At 66.8% G+C, this 24,750-nt stretch carries 20 protein-coding genes; 14 read left to right on the forward strand and 6 right to left on the reverse strand.

What is annotated here, in order from left to right:
• The first annotated feature begins 257 nt into the window (after nt 1–257).
• The 12 genes from ACH2CY_RS20055 (at nt 258) to ACH2CY_RS20110 (ending at nt 12,886) form a co-directional block, all read left to right on the forward strand.
• A complete protein-coding gene (locus tag ACH2CY_RS20055; RefSeq protein ID WP_395021186.1) occupies nt 258–1,403 on the forward strand; it encodes a LuxR C-terminal-related transcriptional regulator in 1,146 nt (381 codons plus the stop codon).
• A gap of 145 nt (nt 1,404–1,548) precedes the next feature.
• Entirely contained in the window at nt 1,549–4,584 is a 3,036-nt protein-coding gene (locus ACH2CY_RS20060) for a penicillin-binding protein 1A (protein WP_395021187.1), read from the forward strand.
• Nucleotides 4,585–4,663: 79 nt separating this feature from the next.
• A protein-coding gene (gene prfB, locus ACH2CY_RS20065) for a peptide chain release factor 2 (RefSeq protein ID WP_395021188.1) occupies nt 4,664–5,789 on the forward strand; the annotation gives its coding sequence in 2 pieces (ribosomal slippage) (nt 4,664–4,732 and nt 4,734–5,789; 1,125 coding nt in all).
• Between the two features lie 430 nt (nt 5,790–6,219).
• Nucleotides 6,220–7,044: an urease accessory protein UreD gene (locus ACH2CY_RS20070; protein WP_395021189.1), complete on the forward strand. Its 825-nt coding sequence runs from the start codon at nt 6,220–6,222 to the stop codon at nt 7,042–7,044.
• A 1-nt stretch (nt 7,045) separates the two neighbouring features.
• Nucleotides 7,046–7,348 carry an urease subunit gamma gene (locus tag ACH2CY_RS20075; RefSeq protein WP_395021191.1) on the forward strand — a complete coding sequence of 101 codons (303 nt, stop codon included), beginning with the start codon at nt 7,046–7,048 and terminating at the stop codon, nt 7,346–7,348.
• 11 nt (nt 7,349–7,359) lie between these two features.
• Entirely contained in the window at nt 7,360–7,668 is a 309-nt protein-coding gene (locus tag ACH2CY_RS20080) for an urease subunit beta (protein ID WP_395021193.1), read from the forward strand.
• A gap of 2 nt (nt 7,669–7,670) precedes the next feature.
• A complete protein-coding gene (gene ureC, locus ACH2CY_RS20085; protein WP_395021194.1) occupies nt 7,671–9,380 on the forward strand; it encodes an urease subunit alpha in 1,710 nt (569 codons plus the stop codon).
• A gap of 112 nt (nt 9,381–9,492) precedes the next feature.
• Nucleotides 9,493–9,954 carry an urease accessory protein UreE gene (locus ACH2CY_RS20090; protein ID WP_395021197.1) on the forward strand — a complete coding sequence of 154 codons (462 nt, stop codon included), beginning with the start codon at nt 9,493–9,495 and terminating at the stop codon, nt 9,952–9,954.
• Nucleotides 9,944–10,654: an urease accessory protein UreF gene (locus ACH2CY_RS20095; protein ID WP_395021198.1), complete on the forward strand. Its 711-nt coding sequence runs from the start codon at nt 9,944–9,946 to the stop codon at nt 10,652–10,654. Before ACH2CY_RS20090 ends, ACH2CY_RS20095 begins: the two co-directional genes overlap by 11 nt.
• Nucleotides 10,651–11,340, forward strand: a complete 690-nt coding sequence (gene ureG, locus ACH2CY_RS20100; RefSeq protein ID WP_395021200.1) for an urease accessory protein UreG — start codon at nt 10,651–10,653, stop codon at nt 11,338–11,340. The genes ACH2CY_RS20095 and ureG overlap by 4 nt, the downstream gene beginning before the upstream one ends.
• On the forward strand, nt 11,337–11,519 hold the full coding sequence (locus tag ACH2CY_RS20105) for a hypothetical protein (protein ID WP_395021202.1): 183 nt from the start codon (nt 11,337–11,339) through the stop codon (nt 11,517–11,519). The genes ureG and ACH2CY_RS20105 overlap by 4 nt, the downstream gene beginning before the upstream one ends.
• 29 nt (nt 11,520–11,548) lie before the next feature.
• On the forward strand, nt 11,549–12,886 hold the full coding sequence (locus tag ACH2CY_RS20110; protein ID WP_395021203.1) for an ammonium transporter: 1,338 nt from the start codon (nt 11,549–11,551) through the stop codon (nt 12,884–12,886).
• 98 nt (nt 12,887–12,984) lie between these two features.
• Here ACH2CY_RS20110 and ACH2CY_RS20115 read toward each other — a convergent pair whose 3' ends face one another.
• Genes ACH2CY_RS20115 through ACH2CY_RS20125 form a run of 3 tightly spaced genes read right to left on the reverse strand, consistent with a single transcriptional unit; the run spans nt 12,985 to nt 17,179 of the window.
• Entirely contained in the window at nt 12,985–13,764 is a 780-nt protein-coding gene (locus ACH2CY_RS20115; protein ID WP_395021204.1) for a ferritin-like domain-containing protein, read from the reverse strand.
• Nucleotides 13,761–14,228, reverse strand: a complete 468-nt coding sequence (bcp, locus tag ACH2CY_RS20120) for a thioredoxin-dependent thiol peroxidase (protein WP_395021206.1) — start codon at nt 14,226–14,228, stop codon at nt 13,761–13,763. The genes ACH2CY_RS20115 and bcp overlap by 4 nt, the downstream gene beginning before the upstream one ends.
• On the reverse strand, nt 14,225–17,179 hold the full coding sequence (locus ACH2CY_RS20125) for a bifunctional [glutamine synthetase] adenylyltransferase/[glutamine synthetase]-adenylyl-L-tyrosine phosphorylase (protein ID WP_395021207.1): 2,955 nt from the start codon (nt 17,177–17,179) through the stop codon (nt 14,225–14,227). Before ACH2CY_RS20125 ends, bcp begins: the two co-directional genes overlap by 4 nt.
• 99 nt (nt 17,180–17,278) lie before the next feature.
• Here ACH2CY_RS20125 and ACH2CY_RS20130 point away from each other — a divergent pair, with 99 nt between their 5' ends.
• Together ACH2CY_RS20130 and ACH2CY_RS20135 are read left to right on the forward strand one after the other, a co-directional pair.
• Nucleotides 17,279–20,464, forward strand: a complete 3,186-nt coding sequence (locus ACH2CY_RS20130; protein ID WP_395021209.1) for an AsmA-like C-terminal domain-containing protein — start codon at nt 17,279–17,281, stop codon at nt 20,462–20,464.
• A complete protein-coding gene (locus ACH2CY_RS20135; RefSeq protein WP_395021211.1) occupies nt 20,461–20,928 on the forward strand; it encodes a GNAT family N-acetyltransferase in 468 nt (155 codons plus the stop codon). The genes ACH2CY_RS20130 and ACH2CY_RS20135 overlap by 4 nt, the downstream gene beginning before the upstream one ends.
• Before the next feature lie 27 nt (nt 20,929–20,955).
• On the opposite strand, the gene ACH2CY_RS20140 is transcribed toward ACH2CY_RS20135, so the two are convergent.
• From ACH2CY_RS20140 to ACH2CY_RS20150, 3 genes are all read right to left on the reverse strand, one after another.
• Nucleotides 20,956–21,456, reverse strand: coding sequence for a hypothetical protein (locus ACH2CY_RS20140; RefSeq protein WP_395021212.1), 501 nt, complete (start codon nt 21,454–21,456; stop codon nt 20,956–20,958).
• 101 nt (nt 21,457–21,557) lie between these two features.
• Nucleotides 21,558–22,352 (reverse strand): FAD binding domain-containing protein, encoded by a 795-nt coding sequence (locus ACH2CY_RS20145; protein ID WP_395021213.1) that lies wholly within the window; start codon nt 22,350–22,352, stop codon nt 21,558–21,560.
• 13 nt (nt 22,353–22,365) lie between these two features.
• On the reverse strand, nt 22,366–24,750 hold the full coding sequence (locus tag ACH2CY_RS20150) for a xanthine dehydrogenase family protein molybdopterin-binding subunit (RefSeq protein WP_395021214.1): 2,385 nt from the start codon (nt 24,748–24,750) through the stop codon (nt 22,366–22,368).

Below are 24,750 nucleotides of genomic sequence, written 5' to 3' on the forward strand. Positions count from 1 at the left end.
GCTGGTCCTCCCGCGGCACCCGTCGCCACTTCCCCCGAAGCGGCGACGTCTGGTCGCAGTGAATAAAATGCTAGGCCGTGCTGGATTCTGGGTCGAGGTCTATTGCCGATCTAATATGTTGGAATACATAGATTTATCTTTCGGACATAAAGCCTAAAGCCATAGACCGGTGTACACCTAGACCAATCGTGGGTTTTGACCTCCGTCGCGCGCCGCGATAGTGACTGCCCTCTGTTGGTGAACTCGAGAGTTCAAACGTGCCCGGCACCGCCCATCCGAAGCCTGCCGCTGCTGCTGCCGGCCCGTGGATCCTCCACCTCGCCCCGCCGTCGATCGAGCAGCAGGCGCTGGGCGATGCGCTGCGCGCGGGGGTCGCCGGCCTCAACCTCACCTGGATCGAACATCCTTCCGACGCACTGGGCCTGGTGTCGCGCGGGGCGCGGCCGGACCTCCTGCTGTTTCTGGACTCCGCCCTGCACGGCGAGGGGCTGGCGCTCATCGCCAACCTCCGGCGCCTGCATCCCAGGCTGCGGATCGCGGTCTACGGCGCGCTCGGCCGGATCGACTGCGTGCGCTGGCTCGATGCCGGCTGCGACGGGTTGCTGGCCCGCGACGTGTCCCCGCTGCGCTTCATAGAGGCCCTGCGCTTCGTGCTCGCGGGCAACGCCTATGTGACGCCGCAGCTGGTCGCCGCCGCGCCCGACGCGGTCAACGGCTGCGCCTTCCTCGGCACCTGCGGCCTTGGCAGCCCGATATTCGACCAGATCCCGGCGCCGGTCGTGGTCATGCAGGCCGATCGCTATCTGCTGGTGAATGACGCGGCCGCCTGGCTGATCGGCTATGACCGGTCCGAGCTGCTGCTGAAGCGCCCGGACGAGATCGTGGTGGAAGCGCATCGCGGCTTCATCCTCGATGCGCTGCAAGGCTGGCAGCGCGGCGTCCCGGTCGATCATGAGTTCGTCGTCGCGCTCAATCACCGCGACGGCGGGTTGGTCTGGATCGCCTCGTATCACCGGCTGATCAACATCGGCGGGCGGCCCGCGGTGCTGCTGGTCGCGACCGATCTCACTGCGCGGCTCGGCGGGCATGACCAGGCCCGGCTGCTGGCGAAGACGCCGCGCGAACTGGCCGCCGACCTGACCCTTGCCGACCGCGCCGCCTCCGCCGGCCGCGCGACGTCCTGGCCGGCCGAGCACGGCGGCCAGCCGGACCTGACCACCCGGCAGCGCCAGGTCCTGGAATTGCTGTCCGGCGGCGCCTCCAACAAGCGGATTGCCGGCCAGCTCGGGATCAGCGAGGCGACCGCCAAGCTGCATGTCCACCGGCTCTTGCGCGCCCTCGGCGCGCGCGACCGGGCCCAGGCGGTCGGCTACGGCCGGAAGCTCGGCCTGATCACGGCGTGATCTGCGACATAGAAGTCCTGGAATCAGCAACCAAAGTCGCAAATTTGCCTTGATCCGGCAGTAGGTTCCGCACTTATTCGTGACCGAACGGGACCCCAACGCTGGACCCTGGTTTTCCAGGACCGGGCAGGCTAGACAAAGCACCATGAGCAACGAATTTCCGCCCCTGCGCGCCGTGCGGCTGGATGACGACGCAGCCGATCCCCTGCCGCCTTCGCCGCTGCCGCTGGAAGAGGATCGGCCGAAGAAGAAGCGCCGTCGAGCCGCGAAGAACACGGAGAACGCCAAGAAGAAGCGCCGCGGCGGCTTCCGCCTGCCCTGGGTGATCTCCTTCCTGCTGAGCGTGATCTTCGTCGGCGGCACCGTCGCCGCGATCGGCGGCTGGGTTGCCTGGATGCATTATTCCGAGGGCCTGCCGGATTACTATCAGCTGGCCTCCTACGACCCGCCGGTGGTCAGCCGGGTCTATGCCGGCGACGGCCGCCTGCTCGCTGAATACGCGGTGGAGAACCGGGTCTTCGTGCCGATCACCGCGATCCCGAAGCGCGTGATCAACGCCTTCCTCTCCGCCGAGGACAAGACCTTCTACACCCATCCCGGCATCGACGTGCCGAGCCTGCTGAAGGCCGCCTGGATCAATGTGCTGAACTACGGCCGTGACCGCCGGCCGATCGGCGCCTCGACCATCACCCAGCAGGTCACCAAGAACTTCCTGCTCTCGAACGAGGTCTCCTATGGCCGCAAGGTCAAGGAAGCGATCCTGGCACTCCGGATCGAGAAGGCCTTCTCCAAGGACCGCATCCTCGAGCTCTATCTCAACCAGATCTATCTCGGCTCTGGCAATTACGGCGTCGCCGCCGCCTCGATCAACTACTTCAACAAGTCGCTGAACGAGCTGACCATCGGCGAGGCGGCCTATCTCGCCTCGCTGCCCAAAGCGCCGAATAACTACAACATCAAGCGCAACCACGAGGCCGCACTCGATCGCCGCAACTGGGTGATCGACCGCATGTTGGAGAACGGCGCGATCAACGCCGAGGAAGCGGCGGCCGCCAAAGCCGAGCCGCTGGAACAGCGTGCCCGCGCCGAGACCGAGCGCGTCACCGCCGACTACTTCGCCGAGGAAGTCCGCCGCGAGCTGGCGCAGCGCTTCGGCCAGGACGCGCTCTACAAGAAGGGGCTCACCGTCCGCGCCACGGTCAATCCGGGGCTGCAGATCGACGCCGACAATGCGCTCCGCAAGGCGCTCACCTCCTATGACCGCACCCGCGGCTATCGCGGCCCGTTGAAGCATATCGAGGTCACCGAAACCTGGAAGGACGAGCTCGGCAAGCTCGAGCCGATGCCCTGGCTCTACCAGTGGCAGGAAGCGGTCGTGCTTGGGGTCGAGAAGCAGGCCGCCAAGATCGGGCTCAAGGACGGGACCGAAGGCAGCATTCCCCTGGCGGAGCTGATCTGGGCCAGGAAGCAGCAGCCTGACTTCAGCCGCGGCCCGCAGATCAAGTCGGCCGAGGACGTGCTCAAGGTCGGCGACATCATCGCGGTCGAGCCGGTCGAAAAGGACAAGGACGACAAACCCTATCCGGCCGGGAGCTATGCGCTTCGGCAGGTGCCGGAAGTCTCCGGCGCCTTCGTGGCGATGGACCCGCATACCGGCCGCGTGCTCGCCATGAGCGGCGGCTGGAACTACCAGCAGAGCGAGTTCAACCGCGCGACCCAGGCGATGCGCCAGCCGGGCTCGTCGTTCAAGCCGATCGTCTATCTGGCGGCGCTGGAATCCGGCTTCACGCCCTCGACCGTCATCCTCGACGCGCCGATGATGATCAGCCAGGGCCCCGGCCTGCCGATGTGGCAGCCGGAGAACTTCAAGCAGGAATATTTCGGCCCGGCGACATTGCGCGTCGGCCTGGAGAACTCGCGCAACCTGATGACCATCCGCGTCGCCCAGACCATCGGCATGGCCAAGGTCGCGGAGATGGCCGGGCGGCTCGGCGTCATGGACAACATGCAGCAGACCCTGGCGATGTCGATCGGCGCCGGCGAGACCACCGTGCTCCGCATGGTCTCGGCTTATTCGATGATCGTGAACGGCGGCAAGAAGATCGAGCCGACCTTCATCGACCGCGTGCAGGACGGCCAGGGCTGGACCATCTACCGCCACGACCAGCGCAAATGCGATAGCTGCGCCGGCATCGCCTATGACGGCCAGCCGCCGCCCGACCTGCCGGATGATCGCCCGCAGGTCCTGGACCCGATGGTCGCCTACCAGATGGTCTCGCTGATGGAAGGCGTGGTGCGCCGCGGCACCGGCTCGGCGGTCAGCAAGGTCGGCAAGCCGCTGGCCGGCAAGACCGGCACCACCAATGACGGCCGCGACGTCTGGTTCGTCGGCTTCTCGCCGGATCTCGCGGCCGGCGTCTATGTCGGTTTCGACCAGCCGCGCACCCTGGGCGAGAAGGCGACCGGCGGCACGCTCTCGGCGCCGATCTTCCGCGACTTCATGCTGGCGGCGCTGAAGGACAAGCCGGCCACCCCGTTCCGCGTCCCGCCGGGCATCCGCCTGGTCCGCGTCAACTACAAGACTGGCCAGCGGGTGCAGCCGGGCGAGGAGGGGCGGATCATCTGGGAAGCCTTCCGCCCCGGCACCGAACCCAACGGCGCGCCGATGCAGATCGTCGAAGGCGACAGCAGCTACAGCCAGGACGCCGGCTATGGCAGCGTCATTCCGCTGGAGAGTCAGATGCCGCAGCAGGCGACGGATTCGCTGCCGCAGGACACCGCGACCAGCATCCTCGACATGCCGACCCAGACGCCGCAGGTGACCTACACCCAGCCGCTCTACGGTCCGGGCGAGAGCTCGAACCCGGCCGACTATCACCCGACCAACGTCGCCCCGCCGGGTGTCGGTGTCACCCAGCCCGCGGCGGACGCGACGACCACGACGGCCCCGGCGCCGGTCGATGGCGAGGTTGCGCCGAACCAGGTCGGCGAGGTCGGCAGCGCCGCGCCGCCGCTGCCGAACTCGGTGGACCAGCTCGACAGCCAGACGCCGGCCCCGACCATGCCGCTCTCGAACGAGGACCTCACCCGTCCGCTCGATCCGGATCTCGGCGGCACGCCGCCGCCGGCCGCGCCGGCGCAGGCTCCGGCCCCGGCCGATTCCTCGGGCGGCCTCTACTAGCGAAACCACGGGAAGTTGACGCGGCGGCCGGATTCCCCCATGGTCCGGCCGCTTTTTCTTGAAGAATGGAAATTTGGCCATGCGCGCTGAGATCGAGCAGGCGGCGACGGAGATCAGATCCTCGCTCTCCCTGCTGAGGAGGCATCTTTGACTGGGACAACGCTCTGCGTCGTCTCGACGAACTGAACGCGCTCGCCGAAGACCCGACGCTCTGGGACAAGCCTGAAAAAGCGCAGAAGATCATGCGCGAGCGCACGCATCTCTCCGATGCGATCGGCGCCTTCCGCGCGTTGGAACGCGAGCTCGACGACGCCTTGACCTTGGCCGAACTGGGTGAGGCTGAAGGCGACAGTGCCTCGGTCGACGAAGCGCAGCGCAACCTCGCCGTCCTGAAGGAACACGCCGCCAAGCGCGAGCTGGAATCGCTGCTCAGCGGCGAAGCCGACATGAACGACTGCTTCCTCGAAGTCCATGCCGGGGCCGGCGGCACCGAGGCCCAGGACTGGGCGCAGATGCTGATGCGGATGTATGTGCGCTGGGCCGAGCAGCACGGCTACAAGGTCGAGTGGCTGGAAGAGAGCGCCGGCGAAGAGGCCGGGCTGAAATCCGCCACCATCGAGATTAAGGGCCCCAATGCCTATGGCTGGCTTAAGTCGGAATCCGGCATTCACCGCCTGGTCCGCATCTCGCCGTTCGATTCCAATGCGCGGCGCCACACCTCCTTTTCGTCGGTCTGGGTCTATCCGGTGATCGACGACGACATCAACATCGAGGTCCTGGACAAGGACCTGAAGGTCGACACCTTCCGCGCCTCGGGCGCCGGCGGCCAGCACATCAACAAGACCGATTCCGCGATCCGCATCACCCATATGCCCACCGGGATCGTGGTCTCCTGCCAGGCCGACCGCTCGCAGCACCGCAACCGCGCCATGGCGATGGACATGCTCAAAGCCCGTCTCTACGAGGCCGAGCTCAGGAAGCGCGAAGAGGCCAGCGCCGCGATCGAGGCGCAGAAGACCGACATCGGCTGGGGGCATCAGCTCCGGTCTTATGTGCTGCAGCCCTACCAGATGGTGAAAGACCTCCGCACCGAGGTCGAAACCAGCGACACCCAGGGCGTGCTCGACGGCGACATCGACCGGTTCTTGTCAGCGGCGCTGGCCGCGAAGATCCAGGGCGGACCGGGCGCGGCGGAGAAGGCGTAGCGTTCTCGCGCGGATAGAATCTTCGACCCCTCACCCTGGCCCTCTTCCGCAAGGGGAGAGGGGGATTTTCTCCGCGCTCCGCGCGTAAGATTGAGACTGTCTCGAGCAACAGCGAATAGAAACCCCCTCTCCCCTTGCGGAAGAGGGCGGGGTGAGGGGTCGCTCGATCTCTCCGGCTACAATTTGAGCAGCTCGCGCGCCGCTGCTCAATTTCGCATCATCGCCGCATATGCCCCGCGCGGTTTCCCGCCGGAATCCCGCTGGCACCCTTCTTGCTCTTTCGTCCGCAATCGCACGCCGGTGAACGGCGGCGGTTGACAGGAGAGACTTGCGGCTGCGGCGGCGTAGATCCGTCCGTTGAAGCAGAAGGCCGGCTGCCGCGCTGACGCACCACGGCGGCCGGCGCTTTCCTCCATCGGCGCAGGGGGCCATGAACGGGACGCTTGAACTGGCCTTCGACAACAGCGGGGTTGCCGGTGCGACGCGGCTTGCGCACCTGCACCAGGCTGCACCCTTGCGCGCGCTCTTCCCCGAAACCTGCCGGATGGACCTTCCCGTAGTGGCGCTGACCGCGACCTGCGGCGGCTTCACCGGCGGCGATTGCATGTCGACGGCGATCGGGATGGGCAAGGGCAGCAAGGCCATGGCGATCGCCCAGGCGGCGGAGAAGCTCTACCGCTCGACCGGCGGCGAGACGCGGATCGAGATCGCGCTCGACGTCGCGGCCGGCGGCTGGCTGGAATGGTTGCCGCAGGAAACCATCCTGTTCAACGGCGCGCGCATGCGCCGCCGGACATCCATCGATCTCGCGGAGGATGCCGCGGTGCTGGCCGGCGAGATCCTGGTCTTTGGGCGCAGCGCGCATGGCGAAAGCATGACCCGCGGCCTGGTGCATGACGCCTGGTCGGTCCGGCGCAACGGCATGCTGATCTGGGCCGACCGCTTCCACGCCGCGGACGCGCTGCTGATCGAGGCGCTGGAGCATCCGGCGGCGCTCAAAGGCATGCGCGCCGCGGCGATGCTGATCCAGGCCGGCCCCGGCGCCGCGCAGCGGCTGGAATTGCTGCGCGACCTGATGCTGCTGGCGCCGGCGGAGGTGCGCTGCGCCGCGACCCTGGTCAACGGCGTGCTGGTGGCGCGCTGGCTGGCCGCCGATGCGCTGGCCCTGCGGCCGTCTTTTGCCGCCGCCTGGATGGCCTTGCGCAACGCGGCGCAAGGGCTGGCCCCGCGGCTTCCTTCATTCTGGGTGCACTGAAATGCGTCTGACCGAGCGGGAAAAAGACAAGCTGCTGATCGCCATGGCCGCGATGGTGGCGCGGCGGCGGCTGGAGCGCGGCTGCAAGCTCAACCATCCGGAAGCGATCGCGCTGATCGCCGACACCGTGGTCGAGGGCGCTCGCGACGGCCGCAGCGTCGCCGAGCTGATGCGCGACGGCGGCAGCGTGCTCACGCGCGCGCAAGTCATGGATGGCATCCCGGAGATGATCAAGGAGATCCAGGTGGAAGCGACCTTTCCCGACGGCGTCAAGCTCGTCACCGTCCATCACCCGATCCGCTGAAGGTGCCCAAGATGATCCCAGGCGAGCTGATGGTGCTGCCAGGCGAGATGGTGCTGAACGAAGGCCGCGACACGGTGAAGCTCACCGTCGCCAACACCGGCGACCGGCCGATCCAGGTCGGCAGCCATTTCCATTTCTTCGAGACCAATGCCGCGCTCGACTTCGACCGCGCCGCGGCGCGCGGCTTCCGGCTCGACATCCCGGCGGGCTCGGCGGTGCGGTTCGAGCCGGGCCAGTCGCGCAACGTCACCCTGGTGAAGATCGCCGGCGACCGCATCATCCACGGCTTCGGCGGCAAGATCTCAGGGAAGTTGGACTGACCATGGCCTATCGGATGGATCGCCAGACCTATGCGCTGACCTACGGGCCGACCGTCGGCGATCGGTTGCGCCTGGCCGATACCGATCTCATCATCGAGATCGAGAAGGACTACGCGATCTACGGCGAGGAGGTGAAGTTCGGCGGCGGCAAGGTGATCCGCGACGGCATGGGCCAGTCGCAGCGCAGTCGCGCCGAAGGCGCCGTCGACACCGTCATCACCAATGTCGTGATCCTCGACTGGTGGGGCATCGTGAAGGCCGATGTCGGCCTGAAGGATGGCCGCATCGCCGCGATCGGCAAGGCCGGCAATCCCGACACCCAGCCCGGCGTCAGCATCGTCATCGGCCCCGGCACGGAAGTCATCGCCGGCGAAGGCCGCATCATGACCGCGGGCGGCGTCGACTCCCACATCCACATGATCTGCCCGCAGCAGGCCTGGGAGGCGCTCTATTCCGGCGTCACCACCCTGGTCGGCGGCGGCACCGGGCCGGCCGAGGGCACCAGCGCCACCACCTGCGCGCCCGGCCCCTGGCATATCGCGCGGATGCTGCAGGCGGCCGAGGGCATGCCGGTGAATATCGGGCTGCTCGGCAAGGGCAACGCCTCCTTGCCCGCGGCCTTGCGCGAGGAGGTGAAGGCGGGCGTCGTCGGCTTGAAGCTGCACGAGGACTGGGGCACCACGCCCGCGGCGATCGATTGCTGCCTGTCCGTGGCGGACGAGATGGATGTGCAGGTCGCGATCCACACCGACACCTTGAACGAGTCCGGCTTCGTCGAGAACACGATCGCCGCCTTCAAGAACCGCGTCATCCACGCCTATCACACCGAGGGTGCGGGCGGCGGCCATGCGCCCGACATCATCAAGGTCTGCAGCCTGCCTTATGTGCTGCCGTCCTCGACCAACCCGACCCGGCCCTTCACCGTCAACACCCTCGACGAGCATCTCGACATGCTGATGGTGTGTCACCACTTGGACCCGCGCATTCCGGAAGATGTGGCCTTCGCCGAAAGCCGGATCCGGCGCGAGACCATCGCCGCCGAGGACATCCTGCATGATCTCGGCGCGATCAGCATGATGTCGTCGGACAGCCAGGCCATGGGCCGGGTCGGCGAGGTCATCATCCGCACCTGGCAGACCGCGCACAAGATGAAGATCCAGCGCGGCAGCCTCGCCGGCGACCCGGCGCAGCACGATAACGCGCGGGTCAAACGCTATGTCGCCAAATACACGATCAACCCGGCGCTGGCCCAGGGCATGGCGCATGCCGTCGGTTCGATCGAGGTCGGCAAGCTCGCCGATCTGGTGCTCTGGAAGCCGATGTTCTTCGGCGTGAAGCCCGACATGGTGCTGAAATGCGGCATGATCGCCGCGGCGCCGATGGGCGATCCCAACGCCTCGATCCCGACCCCGGAACCGGTGCATTACCGCCCGATGTTCGCCGGCTTCGGGCGCGCGCGCCAGGCGAGCTGCGTCACCTTCGTGAGCGCCGCCGCACTCGCGGACGGTGTCGGCGAGAAGCTAGACCTGAAACGCGAACTCATCGCCGTGAAAGGAACCCGCGCCGTGATGAAGCGCGACATGAAGCTCAACGACGCGACGCCTGCGCTCGAAGTCGATCCCGAGACCTACGAAGTCCGCGCCGACGGCGAATTGCTGGTCTGCGAACCGGCGACGGTGCTGCCGATGGCGCAGCGCTACTTCCTGTTCTGAGCCAAGGGAGGTGCTCTCAGGTGCACACACACTCGTCACACCGCTCACTTTCATCAAGCCGGAACGCCCGCGCCGGCGGATGGTCGTGCGCCGCAGCCGGATCCCGATAACAATGCGCCAGGCACTGCAATGGCATAGGGCCGGGAGCTGGCCGGAGATCGAAGCGGCGGGCACGGTCACGCTCTCCTATGCCGATCGCTGCAAGCGCCGCATCCAGATGACCGACGATGCCGGCGCCGCCTTCCTGCTCAGCCTGCAGCGCGCGGTGCGGCTTTCCGACGGCGACGGGCTGCAGCTCGATCAGGGCGGCTACCTGCGCGTGGTCGCGGGACCGGAGCCCCTGGTCGAGGCGGTGGCGCAGGATGCGCAGCATCTCGCCAAGCTGGCCTGGCATATCGGCAACCGCCATGTGCCGGCGGAGATCGTCGATGGAGTGCGGCTGCGCATCGTCGCGGATTCCGTGCTGGAGGCGATGCTGCGCCAGCTCGGCGCCGCGGTGCGCCGGATCGAGGCGCCCTTCGCGCCGGAAGGCGGCGCCTATGCGCAGCTCGGGATCAACGGCCATGCGCATTGACGCGCAGTCGCCCGGCGGCGACGCCGGCGAATCCGGCTTGCTGCTGCTGCAGGCCTGGCTCTCGCCGGCTTTTCCGGTCGGCGGCTATTCCTATTCGCACGGGCTGGAATACGCGGTGGAGGCGGGGGCGCTGCCGGATCGCGCCGCCCTGCAGAACTGGATCGAGGGCATCCTTCTCTTCGGCGCCGGCCGCACCGACGCGCTGCTGATCCGCGAGATTCACCGCGCCGTCCTGGCGCAGGAGTTCGACCGCTGCGACGAGATCGCCGCCTTCGCTTCCGCCTTCCGCGGCACGTCGGAGCTGGCGCTCGAAGCCTCGGCGCAAGGCGCTGCCTTCCTGAAGGCGCTGATCGCCGGCTGGCCGGAATTCGCCGCGCGCGAGCCGCTGCGCCAGTGGCAGCGGCCGGTCTATGCCGTCGCCTTCGGTGCCGCCGCCGCGGTCGCCGGCATCGACGCCCGGCAGGCGACCGTCGCCTATCTGCATGCCTTCTGCTCCAACCTGGTCTCGGCGGCGTTGCGGCTCATGCCGATCGGGCAGAGCGACGGGCTTGCTTGTCTCGCCCATCTCTCGAAGACGCTGCCGTCGCTCGCCCATGCGCTGGAGCTCACGCCGTTCGACGATATCGGTGCTTCGGCGCTGATGGTCGATGTCTTCAGCATGCGCCACGAAACCCAATACACGAGGCTGTTCCGCTCATGATGGCACCCCAGCTCAGCAATCTCCCCGTCCGCGTCGGCGTCGGCGGACCGGTCGGCTCCGGCAAGACTGCGCTGCTGGAACGGCTCTGCCGCTGCATGGCCGGCAGTTACGACATCGCCGCGATCACCAACGACATCTATACCAGCGAGGACGCGGCATTTCTCACGCGCTCCGGCGTGCTGCCGGCGGAGCGCATTCTCGGTGTCGAGACGGGAGGGTGTCCCCACACCGCGATCCGCGAGGATGCCTCGATCAACCTCGCCGCGGTCGACCAGATCAGCGGCCGCTTCCCCGGGCTCGAATACGTCTTCGTCGAATCCGGCGGCGACAATCTCTCGGCCACCTTCTCGCCTGAGCTCGCCGATCTCACGATCTACGTCATCGACGTCTCGGCGGGCGACAAGATCCCGCGCAAGGGCGGGCCGGGCATCACGCGCTCCGACCTGCTGGTCATCAACAAGATCGATCTCGCCCCCCATGTCGGTGCCGATCTCGACCTGATGGCGCGCGATGCCGCGAAGATGCGCGGGGTGAAGCCGGTGGTCTTCGCCAACATGCGCGACGGGACCGGATTGGAAGCGATCGTCGGTTTCCTGCTCGACGCCGGCGGCTTCCCGCACCGGAAACCCGCCTTCGCCCAGAGCCTGCCGCCGCTCACCGAGTGGAGCCGGGGTGTCGCGCGGTGAACGTCACCGGCCTGTCGCCGAGCCGCCTAGAAAAACGCCAGCGCCCCATGTGCTGCCTATTTGCTGTGCAGAATTTCCGGGCAATCGAACTAAGTCCGCTGAATTCCTTCGCTTTTCAGGTTGGCACGGGGGTTGCTCTTACTGTTGCGCTGCAAAAAGAAAACGGAGGGGCGGCATGAATCGGGCTGTGAGACAGTGGGGTCTCGATATGGATTTGAAGCGGGTCCTGGCATCCACTCTGGGTGTCGGGCTGATGATGTTGCCCGCTCTGGCACTGGCGCAGGATGCCGCCGCGCCGGCTGCGGATGCTGCGGCGCCGGCAGCGGATGCGGCAGCCGCCGCGGCGGCGCCGGCGATCAACAGCGGCGACACGGCTTGGATGCTGGCCTCGACCGCGATCGTGCTGATGATGACGACGCCGGGCCTGGCTCTGTTCTACGGCGGCATGGTTCGCAAGATGAACGTGCTCGCCACGATCATGCAGAGCTTCGCAATCCAGTGCCTGGTCACAATTGTCTGGTTCGTCATCGGCTACACCTTGGCCTTCAGCCCGGGCAACGCCTTCATCGGCAACATGGATCGGTTCTTCCTGGCAGGCCTGACCGTGGATGGTCTGAGCGGCACCATCCCGGAATCGGTCTTCATGATGTTCCAGATGACCTTCGCCATCATCACACCGGCGCTGATCTGCGGTGCTTATGCCGACCGCATGAAGTTCAGCGCCATGTGCCTGTTCTCGGTGCTGTGGTCGATCCTGGTCTACTCGCCGATCGCCCATATCATGTGGCAGGCCGACGGCCTGATGTTCAAGGCGGGCATCCTGGACTTCGCGGGCGGCACCGTGGTGCACATCAATGCCGGCATCGCCGGGCTGGTCGCCTGCCTCGTGCTCGGCAAGCGCATGGGCTATCCGAAGAACGCGATGGCGCCGCACAATCTGGTGCTCGCGGTGATCGGCGCGGGCCTGCTCTGGGTGGGCTGGTTCGGCTTCAATGCCGGCTCGGCGCTCGGCGCCTCCGGACGGGCCGGCATGGCGATGACCACGACCCAGATCGCCACCGGCGCGGCGGGCGTGGCTTGGATGTTCGCCGAATGGCTGACCAAGAAGAAGCCCTCGGTCCTGGGCATCATCTCGGGCGCGGTCGCCGGCCTCGTCGCCATCACCCCGGCTTGCGGCTTCGTGTCTCCGAGCGGTGCGTTGATCATCGGCCTGGTCGCCGGCGTGGCCTGCTACTTCGCCGCCACCGCGCTGAAGCATGCCCTCGGTTACGATGACTCGCTGGATGCCTTCGGCGTGCACGGCATCGGCGGCATCCTCGGCGCATTGCTGACCGGCGTGCTGGCCGACGAAGCGATCGGCGGGATCGCCGGCGGCATGAGCCAACTGATCATCCAGGCCGAAGGTGTGCTCCTGACGGTGGTCTGGACCGGCGTCGGCAGCTTCGTCATCTTGAAGGTGATCGACTTGATCATCGGCCTCCGGGTCTCGGAGGATGTCGAAAGGGATGGTCTCGACCTCGGGCTGCACGGCGAGACCGTGCAGTAAGAGGCGCGACGACCGGCGTCGCGGACGGCACTCCCAGACCGCCCGCGGCGCCGGACCAATCCGGAAACCCGGCTGCAAGACCCCTGCAGCCGGGTTTTCTATTGCGTGTAGTAGGCGGCGGGCATGCCCGCGGCGGCGCGGGCGGTGTCGTTGAAGGGCGGCTTCAGCACGCCGCGGAAATGTTGCTTCAGCAGCGCTTGCCAATGTGTCTGTGGGTCATGGCCCGCGGCCTTCGCGAAATGCTCGAACCAGCGCAAGCCGGCGGCGACATGGCCGATCTCGTCCCGGTAGATGCGGTCGAGCAAAGCGGCGGTGGCGTCATCGCCGGCCTGCCGCATCTGAGCGACGGTTGCTGGCGTCACATCGAGGCCGCGCGCTTCTAGCACCAGCGGCACGATCGCGAGCCGGGCGAGCAGATCTTGCGCGGTCACAGTGGCGGCTTCCCACAAGCCGTCATGGGCGGGGAGATCGCCATAGGCAGCACCGAGTTCCTGCAGCCTTGCCGAGAGCAGCTCGAAATGCAGCGCCTCCTCGTCGGCGACCTTCACCCAGTCGTCGAAAAAGCCGTGTGGCATCGCCTCGGTGCCGAAGCGCGCGATCAGGTCCCAGGCGAGATCGATCGCATTCAGCTCGATATGCGCAAGGGCGTGGAGGAGGGCGACCCGCTTCGCCGCATTGCCGCCTGCCTTGCGCTTCGGCATCTCTTTCGGCGCCAGGAGCTGCGGGCGCTCGGGGCGGGCGGGGCGGTCGGGCGGCTGCGCGCGCCCCACAGCAAGGGAGCCCGCCCGCCAGGCTTCGGCCGCGCGGTGGCTGGCCGCTGCCTTGGCGGCGGGATCGGCGGTCGCGAGGACGTCGACGGCGGCGCCGAGCAGGCTCAATCCAGCGCCTTCACGGCCTTCAGCACCTCATCGACATGGCCGTCGACCTTGACCTTGCGCCAGATGCCGCGGATGACGCCCTTGCCGTCGATGAGATAAGTGGCACGCTCGATGCCCATGTATTTCTTGCCGTACATGCTCTTCTCGACCCAGACCTCGTAATCGTCGGTGACCTTGCCGCTCTCGTCGGCGCCGAGCTGGAAGTTGAGGTCGTATTTCTTCTTGAACTTGTCGTGGCTGGCGACCGAATCCCGCGAGACGCCGAGCACCACCGCGTCCATCTTCTTGAACTTCGGCTGCTCGTCGCGGAAGCCGCAGGCCTCGGTGGTGCAGCCCGGCGTGTCGTCCTTCGGGTAGAAATAGAGCACGATATTCTTGCCCTTGAGCGATGCCGAGGTGAGCTTGCTGCCGCCATCGGTCATCAGGGTGAAGGCGGGCGCCTTGTCGCCGACTTTGAGTGTCATGGGGTTTCTCCCTTTGATGTCGTGGGTTCCGGACCGATGATTGCATGATACGCCGCATGCACGGCCGCGGCGCGCTTCTTGATCAGTTTCTTCAGCGCCTTGAAATCGTCGGCGCCGCCGCTCTGCGCCAGCTGGCGGCGGGTCGGCTCGCGGAGCTTCGCTTCCTCGACCTTGGCGCCGACCACCAGGCGGATCGTCTGCTGCAATTGCCGCCACAGCTTGCCGATCGCCATCAACTGGTCGGCGGTCTTGTCGTCCAGCAGCTTCAGGTCACGGGCGCGTTCCAGCACCTGGCCGCCGTCGCGCGCCAGGATCTCCGGATGCTCGTGGGCGTGGCGGAGCTGGAGATACTGGGCGATGAAGTCGAGATCGACCTGGCCGCCGCGCAGGAATTTCAAGTCCCAGATGTTGTCGCCGCGATATTGCTGCGCCATGCGCAAACGCATGTCGAGAATGTCGGCGGCGAGCTTCTGGGGATCGCGCGGGCGGGTGAGGATCCGCCGGAACACGGTCTCGCAATCGGCCGTCAGCCCCGGATCGCCGCAGATGACGCGGGCGCGGGTCAGCGCCATATGCTCCCAGGTCCAGGCTTCCTCGGTCTGGTATTTCTCGAAGGGCTGCAGGCCGCTGGCGATCGGGCCCGAGGCGCCGCTCGGCCGCAGGCGCATGTCGACCTCGAACAACCCGCCTTCGCCGGTCATCGCCGAGATCGCGTTGATGAAGCGCTGGGCGATCCGCGCGTAATAGGTGATCGGCGCCAGCGGCTTCGATCCGTCGGAGAGCGCGGTGTCCCAGTCCGCGACGCCCGCCGGGATGTCGTAGATGAAGATGAGGTCGAGGTCCGAGGTCACCGTCATCTCGCGGCTGCCGAGCTTGCCGAGCGCCACCAGCGCGAGGCCGCGGCCGGGCAGCTTGCCGTGCTGGCGCTCGAACTCGACGATGGCGCGCGGGAAGAGCTGGGAGAGCGCGATGTCGGCGATGTCGCTCAAGGCCGAGCCCGCCTCTTCGCCGTCGGCCGTCCCGCGCAGCAGCCGGACGCCGATCTGGAACTGGCGGTCCTTGGTCCAGCGGCGGACGATGTCGAGCGCATCCTCGAAATTGAGCGCCTGTTCGAGCTGGCGCTCGATGTCCTCGTTCAAGGCCTGGCGCTGCGGCACCGGCTCGAAGAAGCCGGCGGTGAGCACGCTTTCCAGCAGGGCCGGGCGGCGGCTCAGGCGATCGGCGAGCAGCGGCGCCGAGCCCATGATCTCGGCGACGAGGTCGAGCAGGCCAGGATTGGAATAGAGCAGGGAGAAGATCTGCACGCCGGCGGGGAGTGCCTGCAGGAAGTTGTCGAAGCGGCGGATCGCGAGATCGGCATCGGCGGTGCCGGCCAAGGCCTGCAGCAAGCGCGGCATCAATTCGGTCAGCAGCTCGCGGGCGCGGGCGCTGCGGGTGGCGCGGTAGCGCCCGCGATGCCAGTCGCGCACGAAGCCGGAGACCAGGCTGCCGTCGGGAAAGCCCATCTGCTGCAGCGACTGCACGGTGCCGGGATCGTCCTCGGTGCCGGTGAAGACCAGGTTGCTCGGGCCGCCGAGATCCGGCGCCTCCTCGAACAGCTCGGCATAATGGTCTTCCACCTTGGCCATATGCTCGAGCAGGGTCAGCTCGAAATCGTTGGTGTCCTTGTGGCCGCAGAACTTCGCCAGCACGTCGAGGGTCGGGCCGATCTGCGGCAGTGTCTGGGTCTGCTGGTCCTCCATCATCTGCAGGCGATGCTCGACATGGCGGAGATAGCGGTAGGCGGCGCCGAGGTCGTCGGCGACGTCGCGCTTGGTGCGGCCGAAGGCGACCAGGCCTTCCAAAGTGTCGAGCGTCGCCTGGGTGCGGAGATCGGGATTGCGGCCGCCCCAGATCAGCTGCTGGGTCTGCGCGAAGAACTCGATCTCGCGGATGCCGCCGCGGCCGACCTTGATGTTGTGGCCGGCCACCGCGACGTTGCGAAAGCCCTTGACCGCGTGGATCTGGCGCTTGATCGAGTGGATGTCCTGGATCGCATAGAAGTCGAGATGCTTGCGCCAGACGAACGGCCGGAGCTGCAGCAGGAACAGCTTGCCGGCCTGCTCGTCGCCGGCGGAGACGCGGGCCTTGATCATCGCCGCGCGTTCCCAGTTCTGCCCCATGCCCTCGTAATAGGTCTCGGCCGCCAGCGCCGACATGACCAGCGGCGTGGAGGCGGGATCGGGGCGCAAGCGCAGGTCGACCCGGCAGACATAGCCGTCGGGTGTCGCGTCCTGCAGGATGCGCACGAGGTTCCGTGCCAGCTTCACGAAACACTCCTGCGCGCTGCGCCGGCCGACATAGCGGACCTTGGCCTGGTCGTAGAGCAGGATCAGGTCGATGTCGCTGGAATAGTTGAGCTCATAGGCCCCCAGTTTTCCCAAGGCGAGCACGAAGAAGCCGCTGTCGCGTTCCAGGTCCTCCCGGTCGGGGAGGTCCAACTCGCCGCCGGCCGCACTCCGGTAAAGCAGATGTGAAACGGCGGCGCGCACCGCGGCATCGGCGAATTGGCTCAAGGCGCCGGTCAGCTTTTCCAGGTGCCAAAGCCCGCCGATATCGCAGGCCGCGATCGACAGGGCGGCGCGCCGCCGGGCGATCCGAAGGCGCTGCATGAGGACGGATTCCTCCAGGTCGATCAGCGCCTTGGGGTGCAGTTCCTGAATCAATGTGCTAAACAGCGACTCGGGATCCGAAAAGGCAAGCTGGCGGGCAAAAGCCGGGTCTCGCAGCAGGCATCGTGCGAGGAAGGGGCTGTTGCCGAACACCGATTTCAGCAAGCAGAGCCCGGTCGGGTCCGCGGCAATCTCGGCGAGCTCGGGCTCGGTGCATTGCGACAGGTGGAGCTCCGCCTGGCTCGGATCGCCGGGTTCCGGCAAGGGCCGGTCGGCCAGCAGGCTCAAGAGGGTCGGCATGACAGGGGCGCGGTCGGTCCGGATTGCATTCGGCGCTGAGACTGATGGACGCGTTCGGGCCGGTCAAGCGCCCGACGCTGCCTGCGGGAAAATCCAAAGTTGATCCGGCGCACCACCAAGATCGCGCTGGAAGTGTTGGGCGCGCTGCTGGCCGGCATCGCCTTGCTGGTCGGCTTCCTGGCCTGGCGCCTGATCTATGAGGGGCCGATCCACATGGCCTTCCTGGCGCCCTATGTGGAACGGTCGATCGCCGAGGCCAACCGCGACTTCCGGGTGGAGATCGAGGACACGGTGCTGACCTGGGCCGGCTGGCCGCGCGGGCTCGACCTGCGCGCCGTCAACCTGCATGTGAAGGACCGACGCGACCGCGACCTCGCGGTGCTGCCGCAGGTCTCGCTGACCTTGAGCGCGCGCGCGATGCTGCATGGCCTGATCGCGCCGTCGAAGGTGGAGGTCATCGCGCCCGACCTGATGTTGCGCCGGCGCGCCGACGGCGTGCTGATGTTCGGGTTGCAGAAGCTGGAGCAGGATGCGCCGGCAAATGCCGTGGCGATGCCGAGCCCCGCGGCGGTGATCGAGGAACTGCTGGACGACAGCGATCCGGAGAAGACCGCGGGATACCTGCGCTCGATTTCCATCATCGACGGCAAGGTCGCGATCGACGATCAGCGCGCCGGCATGGTCTGGGCGGCGCATCACCTCAACTTCGAGATCTCGCGCAAGCCGGGCACGACCAGCCTGGGCGGGAACCTGAGCGCCGATCTGCCGCAATTCGGGTCACCCGCGCTGGCGCAGGCCAGCGTCATCATCGATCCCAAGGCAAGCCGGATCGAGGTCGACGCCGCCTTCCAGGGCCTCGACATGGCCTCGCTTGGGCTGATCGAACCCGCGCTCTCCGAGCTGTCCAATTCCGAAGTGATCCTGAGCGGCCGGATGAGCACGCAGGGCCCGATCGGCGGACTGCCCGGGCCGATCGATTTCCAGGTCAACACCGCGAACGGCACGCTGAACCTGCCGGGCAAGACCAAAGAGCCGGTGCCGCTGAAGCTGATGCAGGCGACCGGCCGGATCGATTTCAACAAGGACCTTCTCCATCTGGAGAAACTCGCGCTCGATATCGGCGGGCCGACCATCGAGGCGACCGCCGATGTCGATGGCGCCCTCACCGGCGCGGCCGCCGACGGCGGCGCGCCGCTGCTCACGCTGAAGCTCCGGGCCGAGAAGTATCCGGCGAGCTGGATGGACCGTTACTGGCCGGCGGGCGCGGCCTCGAACACGCGGGACTGGCTGGTGCCGAACATTCCCGAGGGCATGGTCGAATGGGTGACGGCCGATCTCGCCTTGCGCCTGCCGAGCGAGGCCGGGGGCAGCGCGAAGGTCGAGCAGCTCAAGGGCGAGATGTCGACCAGCGGGTTGACGGTGCATTACCTGCGGCCGATGCCGCCGATCACCGACGGCGTCGCGACCGCCAGCTTCGACGCGGATTCCTTCGATGCCGACATCACCGGCGGCCGGGTCGGCGACATCAAGGTGCAGAAGGGCTATCTGCACATCACCGGCCTCGACGTCGAGGACCAGTTCATCAAGGTCGGCGGCGATGTCGGCGCGTCGCTGAAGGATGCGCTGAAGCTGCTCGACCACCCGCGCCTGGGCTATGCCTCGAAGATCGGCTTGAACCCGGACGAGGCCGGCGGCGAGGCGCAGGCCGCGCTCGATTTCGATTTTCCGGCGGAGAAGTCGCTGACCTTCGCCCGGGTCAAGATCAAGGTCGACGCCGAGGTCAAGAACGTGGCGATGAAGCGGATCCGCTTTGGCCAGGATGTGACCGACGGTACGCTCAAGCTCAAACTCGACGAGCAGGGCATGACGGTGAGCGGGCCGGTGAAATACGCCGGCGCCGATCTCGACATCAAATGGTCGCAGGCCTTCGCCGACCAGGTCGACGTGCGCGAGGTCTTCCAGGCCAAGGGCCAGACCTCGACCGGCAGCCGCGCCCTGGTCGGCTACGACTTCCGGCCTTGGGTCGACGGACCGAGCAATGTCGATCTCAAGTTCAGCCGCCGCGACGATGGGCGCGGCACGCTGGAGGCGAAGTTCGACCTGAAGGACGCCGTGCTGGCGATGGATTTCCTGAAATGGCGCAAGCCCGAGGGTGTCCCGGCGCAAGGCGCTTTGAAGCTCAATCTCCAGGGCGACAAGCCGATCGACATCACCGACCTGGCGATCGACGGCGAGGGCTTCTCGATCGCCGGCAGCGCCACCTTCGCGCCGGACGGCGACAGCATCAGCAAGCTCTCGCTGAAGAAGGCCAATATAGCCAACAGCGCGATCATCGATCTGGTCGCCGACTTCTCCAACAACGCGACCAATGTCTCGGTCGGCGGCGGCGTCATGGACGTCGAACCCTGGATGAAAGAGCGCGACCAGCCGGTCTCTCCGCAGGAACTCGATGCCGAGGAGCTGAAGCCGCAGAAGCCCTATTCGATCGCCGGACAGCTCGCCAAGGTACGGCTGTCGGAGGGCGACGAGCTCACCAACATCACCTTCGACATCCGCCACGACCCGATCTGGTGGGACAAGATCTATTTCAACGGCACCCTGCCGGGCGGCGCGCCGATCGTCTTCTCCTATGCGCCGATGGCGGAGGACGGCACCCATCGGCTGCAGGTCGAGACCAACGACGCCGGCGGCGCCTTCAAGACGCTCGGGGTCTATGACTCGATCAAGGGCGGCCAGCTCTCGATCACCGGTACGGTCAACGACAGCGAGCCGCACCGGCCGATGAAGGGACAGCTGCGGATGACTTCGTTCCGCCTGCTGCACACGCCCTTCGCCGCGCGCTTCCTCTCGGTCGCGACCCTGACCGGCCTGGTCGATGCGCTGACCGGGGAGGGCTTCCTGTTCGCCGGCGCCAGTGCCAAGTTCACCAAGACCCGCGGCAGGGTCGATGTCAGCGAGTTCCGCACCGCCGGCCCCTCGATCGGCCTCACCTCCAAGGGCTCGATCGACATGGACGCCAACACCATCGATCTCGGCGGCGCACTGGTGCCGGCCTATGCGCTGAACAGCATCCTCGGCAACATCCCGATCATCGGCGAATGGCTGCAGGGCGGGAAGGGCGAGGGCCTGTTCTCCGCGACCTACTCGGTCTCCGGCGACCTCAATGAGCCGAAGATCGACGTCAACGGTTGGTCGGCTTTGGCGCCCGGCTTCATCCGCAACCTGTTCGAGGGCGAGGACACCGCGCCCTTGACCGAGCGGAAGTCCACCCGGGCGACCAAGTGAATCTGGTGCTGGAACGCGCCAAGGCGCCGACCGCGGAGATCGTCGCGCTGCTCGCCGAGCTCAACGCCGCGCTCGACGTCGGCTATGCGCCCGAGCAGAAGCACGCGCTCTCGCTCGACCAGCTGTTCCAGCCGAATATCCGGTTCCTCGTAGCGCGGGTCGACGGTGCGGCCGTCGCCTGCGGAGGCATCGGCTTCTACGACGGCTATGCGGAGCTGAAACGCATGTATGCAAAGCCCGAAGTCCGCGGCAAGGGCGTCGCCAAGGCCTTGCTGCAGCGGCTGGAGGCGGAGGCGCGTGGCGCCGGTATGAGGGTGATCCAGATCGAGACCGGTAACTTGCAGATGGAAGCGATGCGATTCTACGAGCGCGAGGGATATCGCCGGTGCGATGCGTTCGCACCCTATGCCGCGATGCTGTCGAACGCGATCGCCACCAGCATGTTTTACGAAAAGCAGGTCTAGAAGCCGCTGCGCGGGCTTCGCTGTCGCCTATCCGCCGACGTCGATGATTTTCGTCTCGCAGGGAAGCTCGCGGCGCGTTCCGTCCGCCTCGCTGTAAGTCGCCGTGCATGTCGTGAGTGCGATGCCGGATAGCGCCGGCTCGACTTTCACCCGGATCACCGCGACGTCGTCGCAGACCGAGTCGATGGCGATGCCTTCCGCTAGGAGCGCCGCGCCATCGATCGAAATGCTCGGCAGCCTGGCTGCGCCGCCGCCCATGCAGGCGCCCTCCGCGGGTGGCGCGATGATCTCTAATTTGGCCAGCAAGCTGTGCTTGCCGATCTGGCACGACTGCAGGGAAGTTCCGTCCTGCGCGACCGCGAAGCCCGGCCGGATCGGATCGTCGCCCCCGCTCTTTCGGTTGTAGGGCAGGACCTCGAAAGTGCCCGTGGCGGCGTCGCACTGGAACTGGGCGCCGGCGCGATACCACTCCGCTCGTGCGGACAGACCCCAGGACAGGGCGACAAGCAGCACGAGACAGGAGGCCAAGACGCGCTCAACCATCCGGAGAAGATAGTCTACGCACGCCGGAAACGAAAGAGCCGCCGGTGCTGAACCGGCGGCTCTTCTTCCTCCCAGATACTCTTCTCTTAGCTGGCGCCGGCCGTCGCCCGTGCCGCGAGGGTCGAGACCAGCGCCGCGCGGTATTCCGGCGAGCCGTGCAGGTCGCCGTTGAGGCCGTTGGCGCTCACCTTCACGCCCTTCGCGGCATCGGCCGAGAAGTTGCCGCCGAGCGCCGCTTCCAGCTCTTTCGAGCGGAAGACGCCGGGGCCGGCGCCGGTGACGGCGACACGCACGCCGCCCTTGGTCTTGGCCACGAAGACGCCGACCAGGGCGAAGCGCGAGGCCGGCTGGCGGAACTTGTCGTAGCCCGCCTTCTCCGGCTTCGGGAAGTGGATCGACGTGATGATCTCGCCGTCCTGCAGCGCGGTCTCGAACAGGCCCTTGAAGAAGTCGTCGGCCTTGATCTCGCGCTTGTTGGTCTTGACCGTGGCGCCCAAGCCGAGCACCGCAGCCGGATAATCCGCCGCGGGATCGTTGTTGGCGACCGAGCCGCCGATCGTGCCGCGCTGCCGCACCTGGTGATCGCCGATCAGCGAGGCCAGCTTGGCGAGGGCGGGGATGGTCTTCTGCACGTCGGCCGAGTTGGCGACCTCGCTGTGGGTGGTCATCGCGCCGATGGTGACGCCGTCACCCTCGACCTTGATACCCTTCAGCTCGGAGACCGCGGTCAGGTCGACCATGTCCGACGGCTGTGCCAGGCGCTGGCGCAGGGTCGGGAGCAGGGTCTGTCCGCCGGCGATGAGCTTGCCGTCGGAAGCGGCGCCGATAGCCTTGGCGGCATCGGCGACCGAAGTCGGGCGGTGGAATGCGAAGTTATGCATGGCTGCGTCCCCCTTATTCCGCCGCTTTCTTCGCGGTCTGGATGGCCTGCCACACTTTGTGCGGCGTGGCCGGCATGCTGATGTCCTTGACGCCCAGCGGCAGCAGGGCGTCGAGCACGGCGTTGATCACCGCGGGAGGCGAGCCGATCGCGCCGACCTCGCCGACACCCTTCACGCCCAGCGGGTTGTGGGTGCAGAGGGTGACGTGGTTGGCGACCTTGATGTTCGGCAGGTTGTCGGCGCGCGGCATGGCATAGTCCATGTATGAGCCGGTCAGGAGCTGGCCGCTCTCCTTGTCATAGGCCGCCGCCTCGAGCAGAGCCTGGCCGATGCCCTGGCCGACGCCGCCATGGACCTGGCCTTCGACGATCATCGGGTTGATGACCCGGCCGATGTCGTCGACCGCGGTGAAGTTCAGCACCTGGACCTCGCCGGTATCCGGATCGATCTCCACCTCGCAGATGTGGCAGCCGCCCGGATAGGTGAAGTTGGCCGGATCGTAGAACGCGGTCTCCTCCAGGCCGGGCTCGAGCTCGGCATGGGGGAAGTTGTGCGGCACGTAGGCCGTCAAGGCCACGGTGCCGAACGGCACCGACTTGTCGGTGCCGACCACACTGAACACGCCGTTCTTGAACTCGACGTCGGCGACCGAGGCTTCCATCAGATGCGCGGCGATGCGCTTGGCCTTGGTGATGATCTTGTCCATCGCCTTGACGATCGCCGTGCCGCCCACCGCCAGCGAACGCGAGCCGTAGGTGCCCATGCCGAACGGCACCTTGCCGGTGTCGCCATGGGAGATCTCGACGCTCTCGATCGGAATGCCGAGGCCGTCCGAGACCAGCTGCGAGAAGGTGGTCTCGTGGCCCTGGCCGTGGCTGTGGCTGCCGGTGAACACCGTCACCGAGCCGGTCGGATGGACGCGGATAACGCCGGATTCGTAGAGACCCGCGCGCGCACCCAAGCTGCCCACGACTGCCGAGGGGGCAATGCCGCAGGCTTCGAGATAAGTGGAGATGCCGATGCCGCGGAGCTTGCCCTTGGCCTTGGAATCCGCCTTGCGCTTGTCGATCCCGGCCCAGTCCGACATCTTCAATGCGGTGTCGAGGGTCGCGAAATAATCACCGCTGTCATATTGCAGGGCGACCGGGGTCTGGTAGGGGAAGGCGTCCTTCGGGATGAAGTTCTTCCGCCGGATCTCCACGCGGTCGATCCCGGTCTCGCGCGCGGCCTTCTCGACCAGGCGCTCCAGCAGGAAGGTCGCTTCCGGCCGGCCGGCGCCGCGATAGGCATCTACCACCGCGGTATGAGTGAAGATCGCCTTTACTTCGGCATAGATCGCCGGCGTCGAATACACGCCCGCGAGCAAGGTCGCGTAAAGATAGGTCGGCACGCAGGGCGCGAAGGTCGAGAGATAGGCGCCCATATTGGCCTTGGTCGCGACGCGAAGGCCCAGGAACTTGCCGTCCTTGTCCATGGCGAGCTCGGCATGGCTGACATGGTCGCGGCCATGCGCATCGGTGAGGAAGGCTTCCGAGCGATCCGAGGTCCACTTCACCGGACGCTCGACCTTGCCGGCCGCCCAGGTGACCAGCGCCTCTTCCGCATAATGGAAGATCTTCGAGCCGAAGCCGCCGCCGACGTCGGGGGCGACGACCCGGAGCTTGGATTCCGGAATCTGCAGCACGAAGGCGCCCATCAGCAGGCGGATGACATGCGGGTTCTGGCTGGTGGTGTAGAGGGTGAAATCGCCGCTCGCGCGGTCGAAATCGCCGATCGCGGCCCGGGGCTCCATCGCATTCGGAATGAGCCGCTGGTTGACGAGGTCGATCTTGGTGACATGCGCGGCCTTGGCGAAGGCGGCGTCGGTCGCGCCCTTGTCGCCGATATGCCAGTCGTAGCAGACGTTGTTCTTGGCTTCTGGCCAGACCTGGGCCGCGCCGGCCTTGTCGGCGCTGTCGAGATCGATGATCGGCGTCGTCTCCTTATAGGTGACGTCGATCAGCTCGGCCGCGTCGCGGGCCTGAGCATAGGTCTCGCCGATGACGAGTGCCACCTGGTCGCCGACATGCCGCACCTTGTCCTTGCAGAGCGGGAAGTGCGGCGGCTCGACCATCGGCGTGCCGTCCTTGGAATGGACCAGCCAGCCGGCGGGCAGCCCGCCCTTGTCGTAGTCGGCGCCGGTCAGGATCGCGACCACGCCCGGCGCCTTGGCGGCCTTGGCGGTGTCGATCTTGACGATATCCGCGGCCGCGTGCGGGCTGCGCAGGATATAGGCGTAGGTCTGCCCCGGGCGGTTGATGTCGTCGGTATAGGTGCCGCGGCCGGTCAGGAAGCGATAGTCTTCCTTGCGCTTGACGCTGGCGCCGATACCCGTCGGGTTTCCGGTTCCTTCAGGCAT

Origin of the sequence: Dongia sp. (genome assembly GCF_041905885.1) — a bacterium.
Taxonomy (GTDB): Bacteria; Pseudomonadota; Alphaproteobacteria; order Dongiales; family Dongiaceae; genus Dongia.

Bases quoted from the DNA above. Each gene is read 5' to 3' on its own strand.
- ACH2CY_RS20080 (WP_395021193.1), top strand. From the start codon at position 7,360: ATGATCCCAGGCGAGCTGATGGTGCTGCCAGGCGAGATGGTGCTGAAC.
- ureC (WP_395021194.1), top strand. From the start codon at position 7,671: ATGGCCTATCGGATGGATCGCCAGACCTATGCGCTGACCTACGGGCCG.
- ureG (WP_395021200.1), top strand. From the start codon at position 10,651: ATGATGGCACCCCAGCTCAGCAATCTCCCCGTCCGCGTCGGCGTCGGC.
- ACH2CY_RS20060 (WP_395021187.1), top strand. From the start codon at position 1,549: ATGAGCAACGAATTTCCGCCCCTGCGCGCCGTGCGGCTGGATGACGAC.
- bcp (WP_395021206.1), bottom strand. From the start codon at position 14,228: ATGACACTCAAAGTCGGCGACAAGGCGCCCGCCTTCACCCTGATGACC.
- ACH2CY_RS20150 (WP_395021214.1), bottom strand. From the start codon at position 24,750: ATGCCTGAAGGAACCGGAAACCCGACGGGTATCGGCGCCAGCGTCAAG.
- ACH2CY_RS20095 (WP_395021198.1), top strand. From the start codon at position 9,944: ATGCGCATTGACGCGCAGTCGCCCGGCGGCGACGCCGGCGAATCCGGC.
- ACH2CY_RS20125 (WP_395021207.1), bottom strand. From the start codon at position 17,179: ATGCCGACCCTCTTGAGCCTGCTGGCCGACCGGCCCTTGCCGGAACCC.
- ACH2CY_RS20075 (WP_395021191.1), top strand. From the start codon at position 7,046: ATGCGTCTGACCGAGCGGGAAAAAGACAAGCTGCTGATCGCCATGGCC.
- ACH2CY_RS20110 (WP_395021203.1), top strand. From the start codon at position 11,549: ATGGATTTGAAGCGGGTCCTGGCATCCACTCTGGGTGTCGGGCTGATG.
- ACH2CY_RS20145 (WP_395021213.1), bottom strand. From the start codon at position 22,352: ATGCATAACTTCGCATTCCACCGCCCGACTTCGGTCGCCGATGCCGCC.
- ACH2CY_RS20090 (WP_395021197.1), top strand. From the start codon at position 9,493: ATGCGCCAGGCACTGCAATGGCATAGGGCCGGGAGCTGGCCGGAGATC.
- ACH2CY_RS20070 (WP_395021189.1), top strand. From the start codon at position 6,220: ATGAACGGGACGCTTGAACTGGCCTTCGACAACAGCGGGGTTGCCGGT.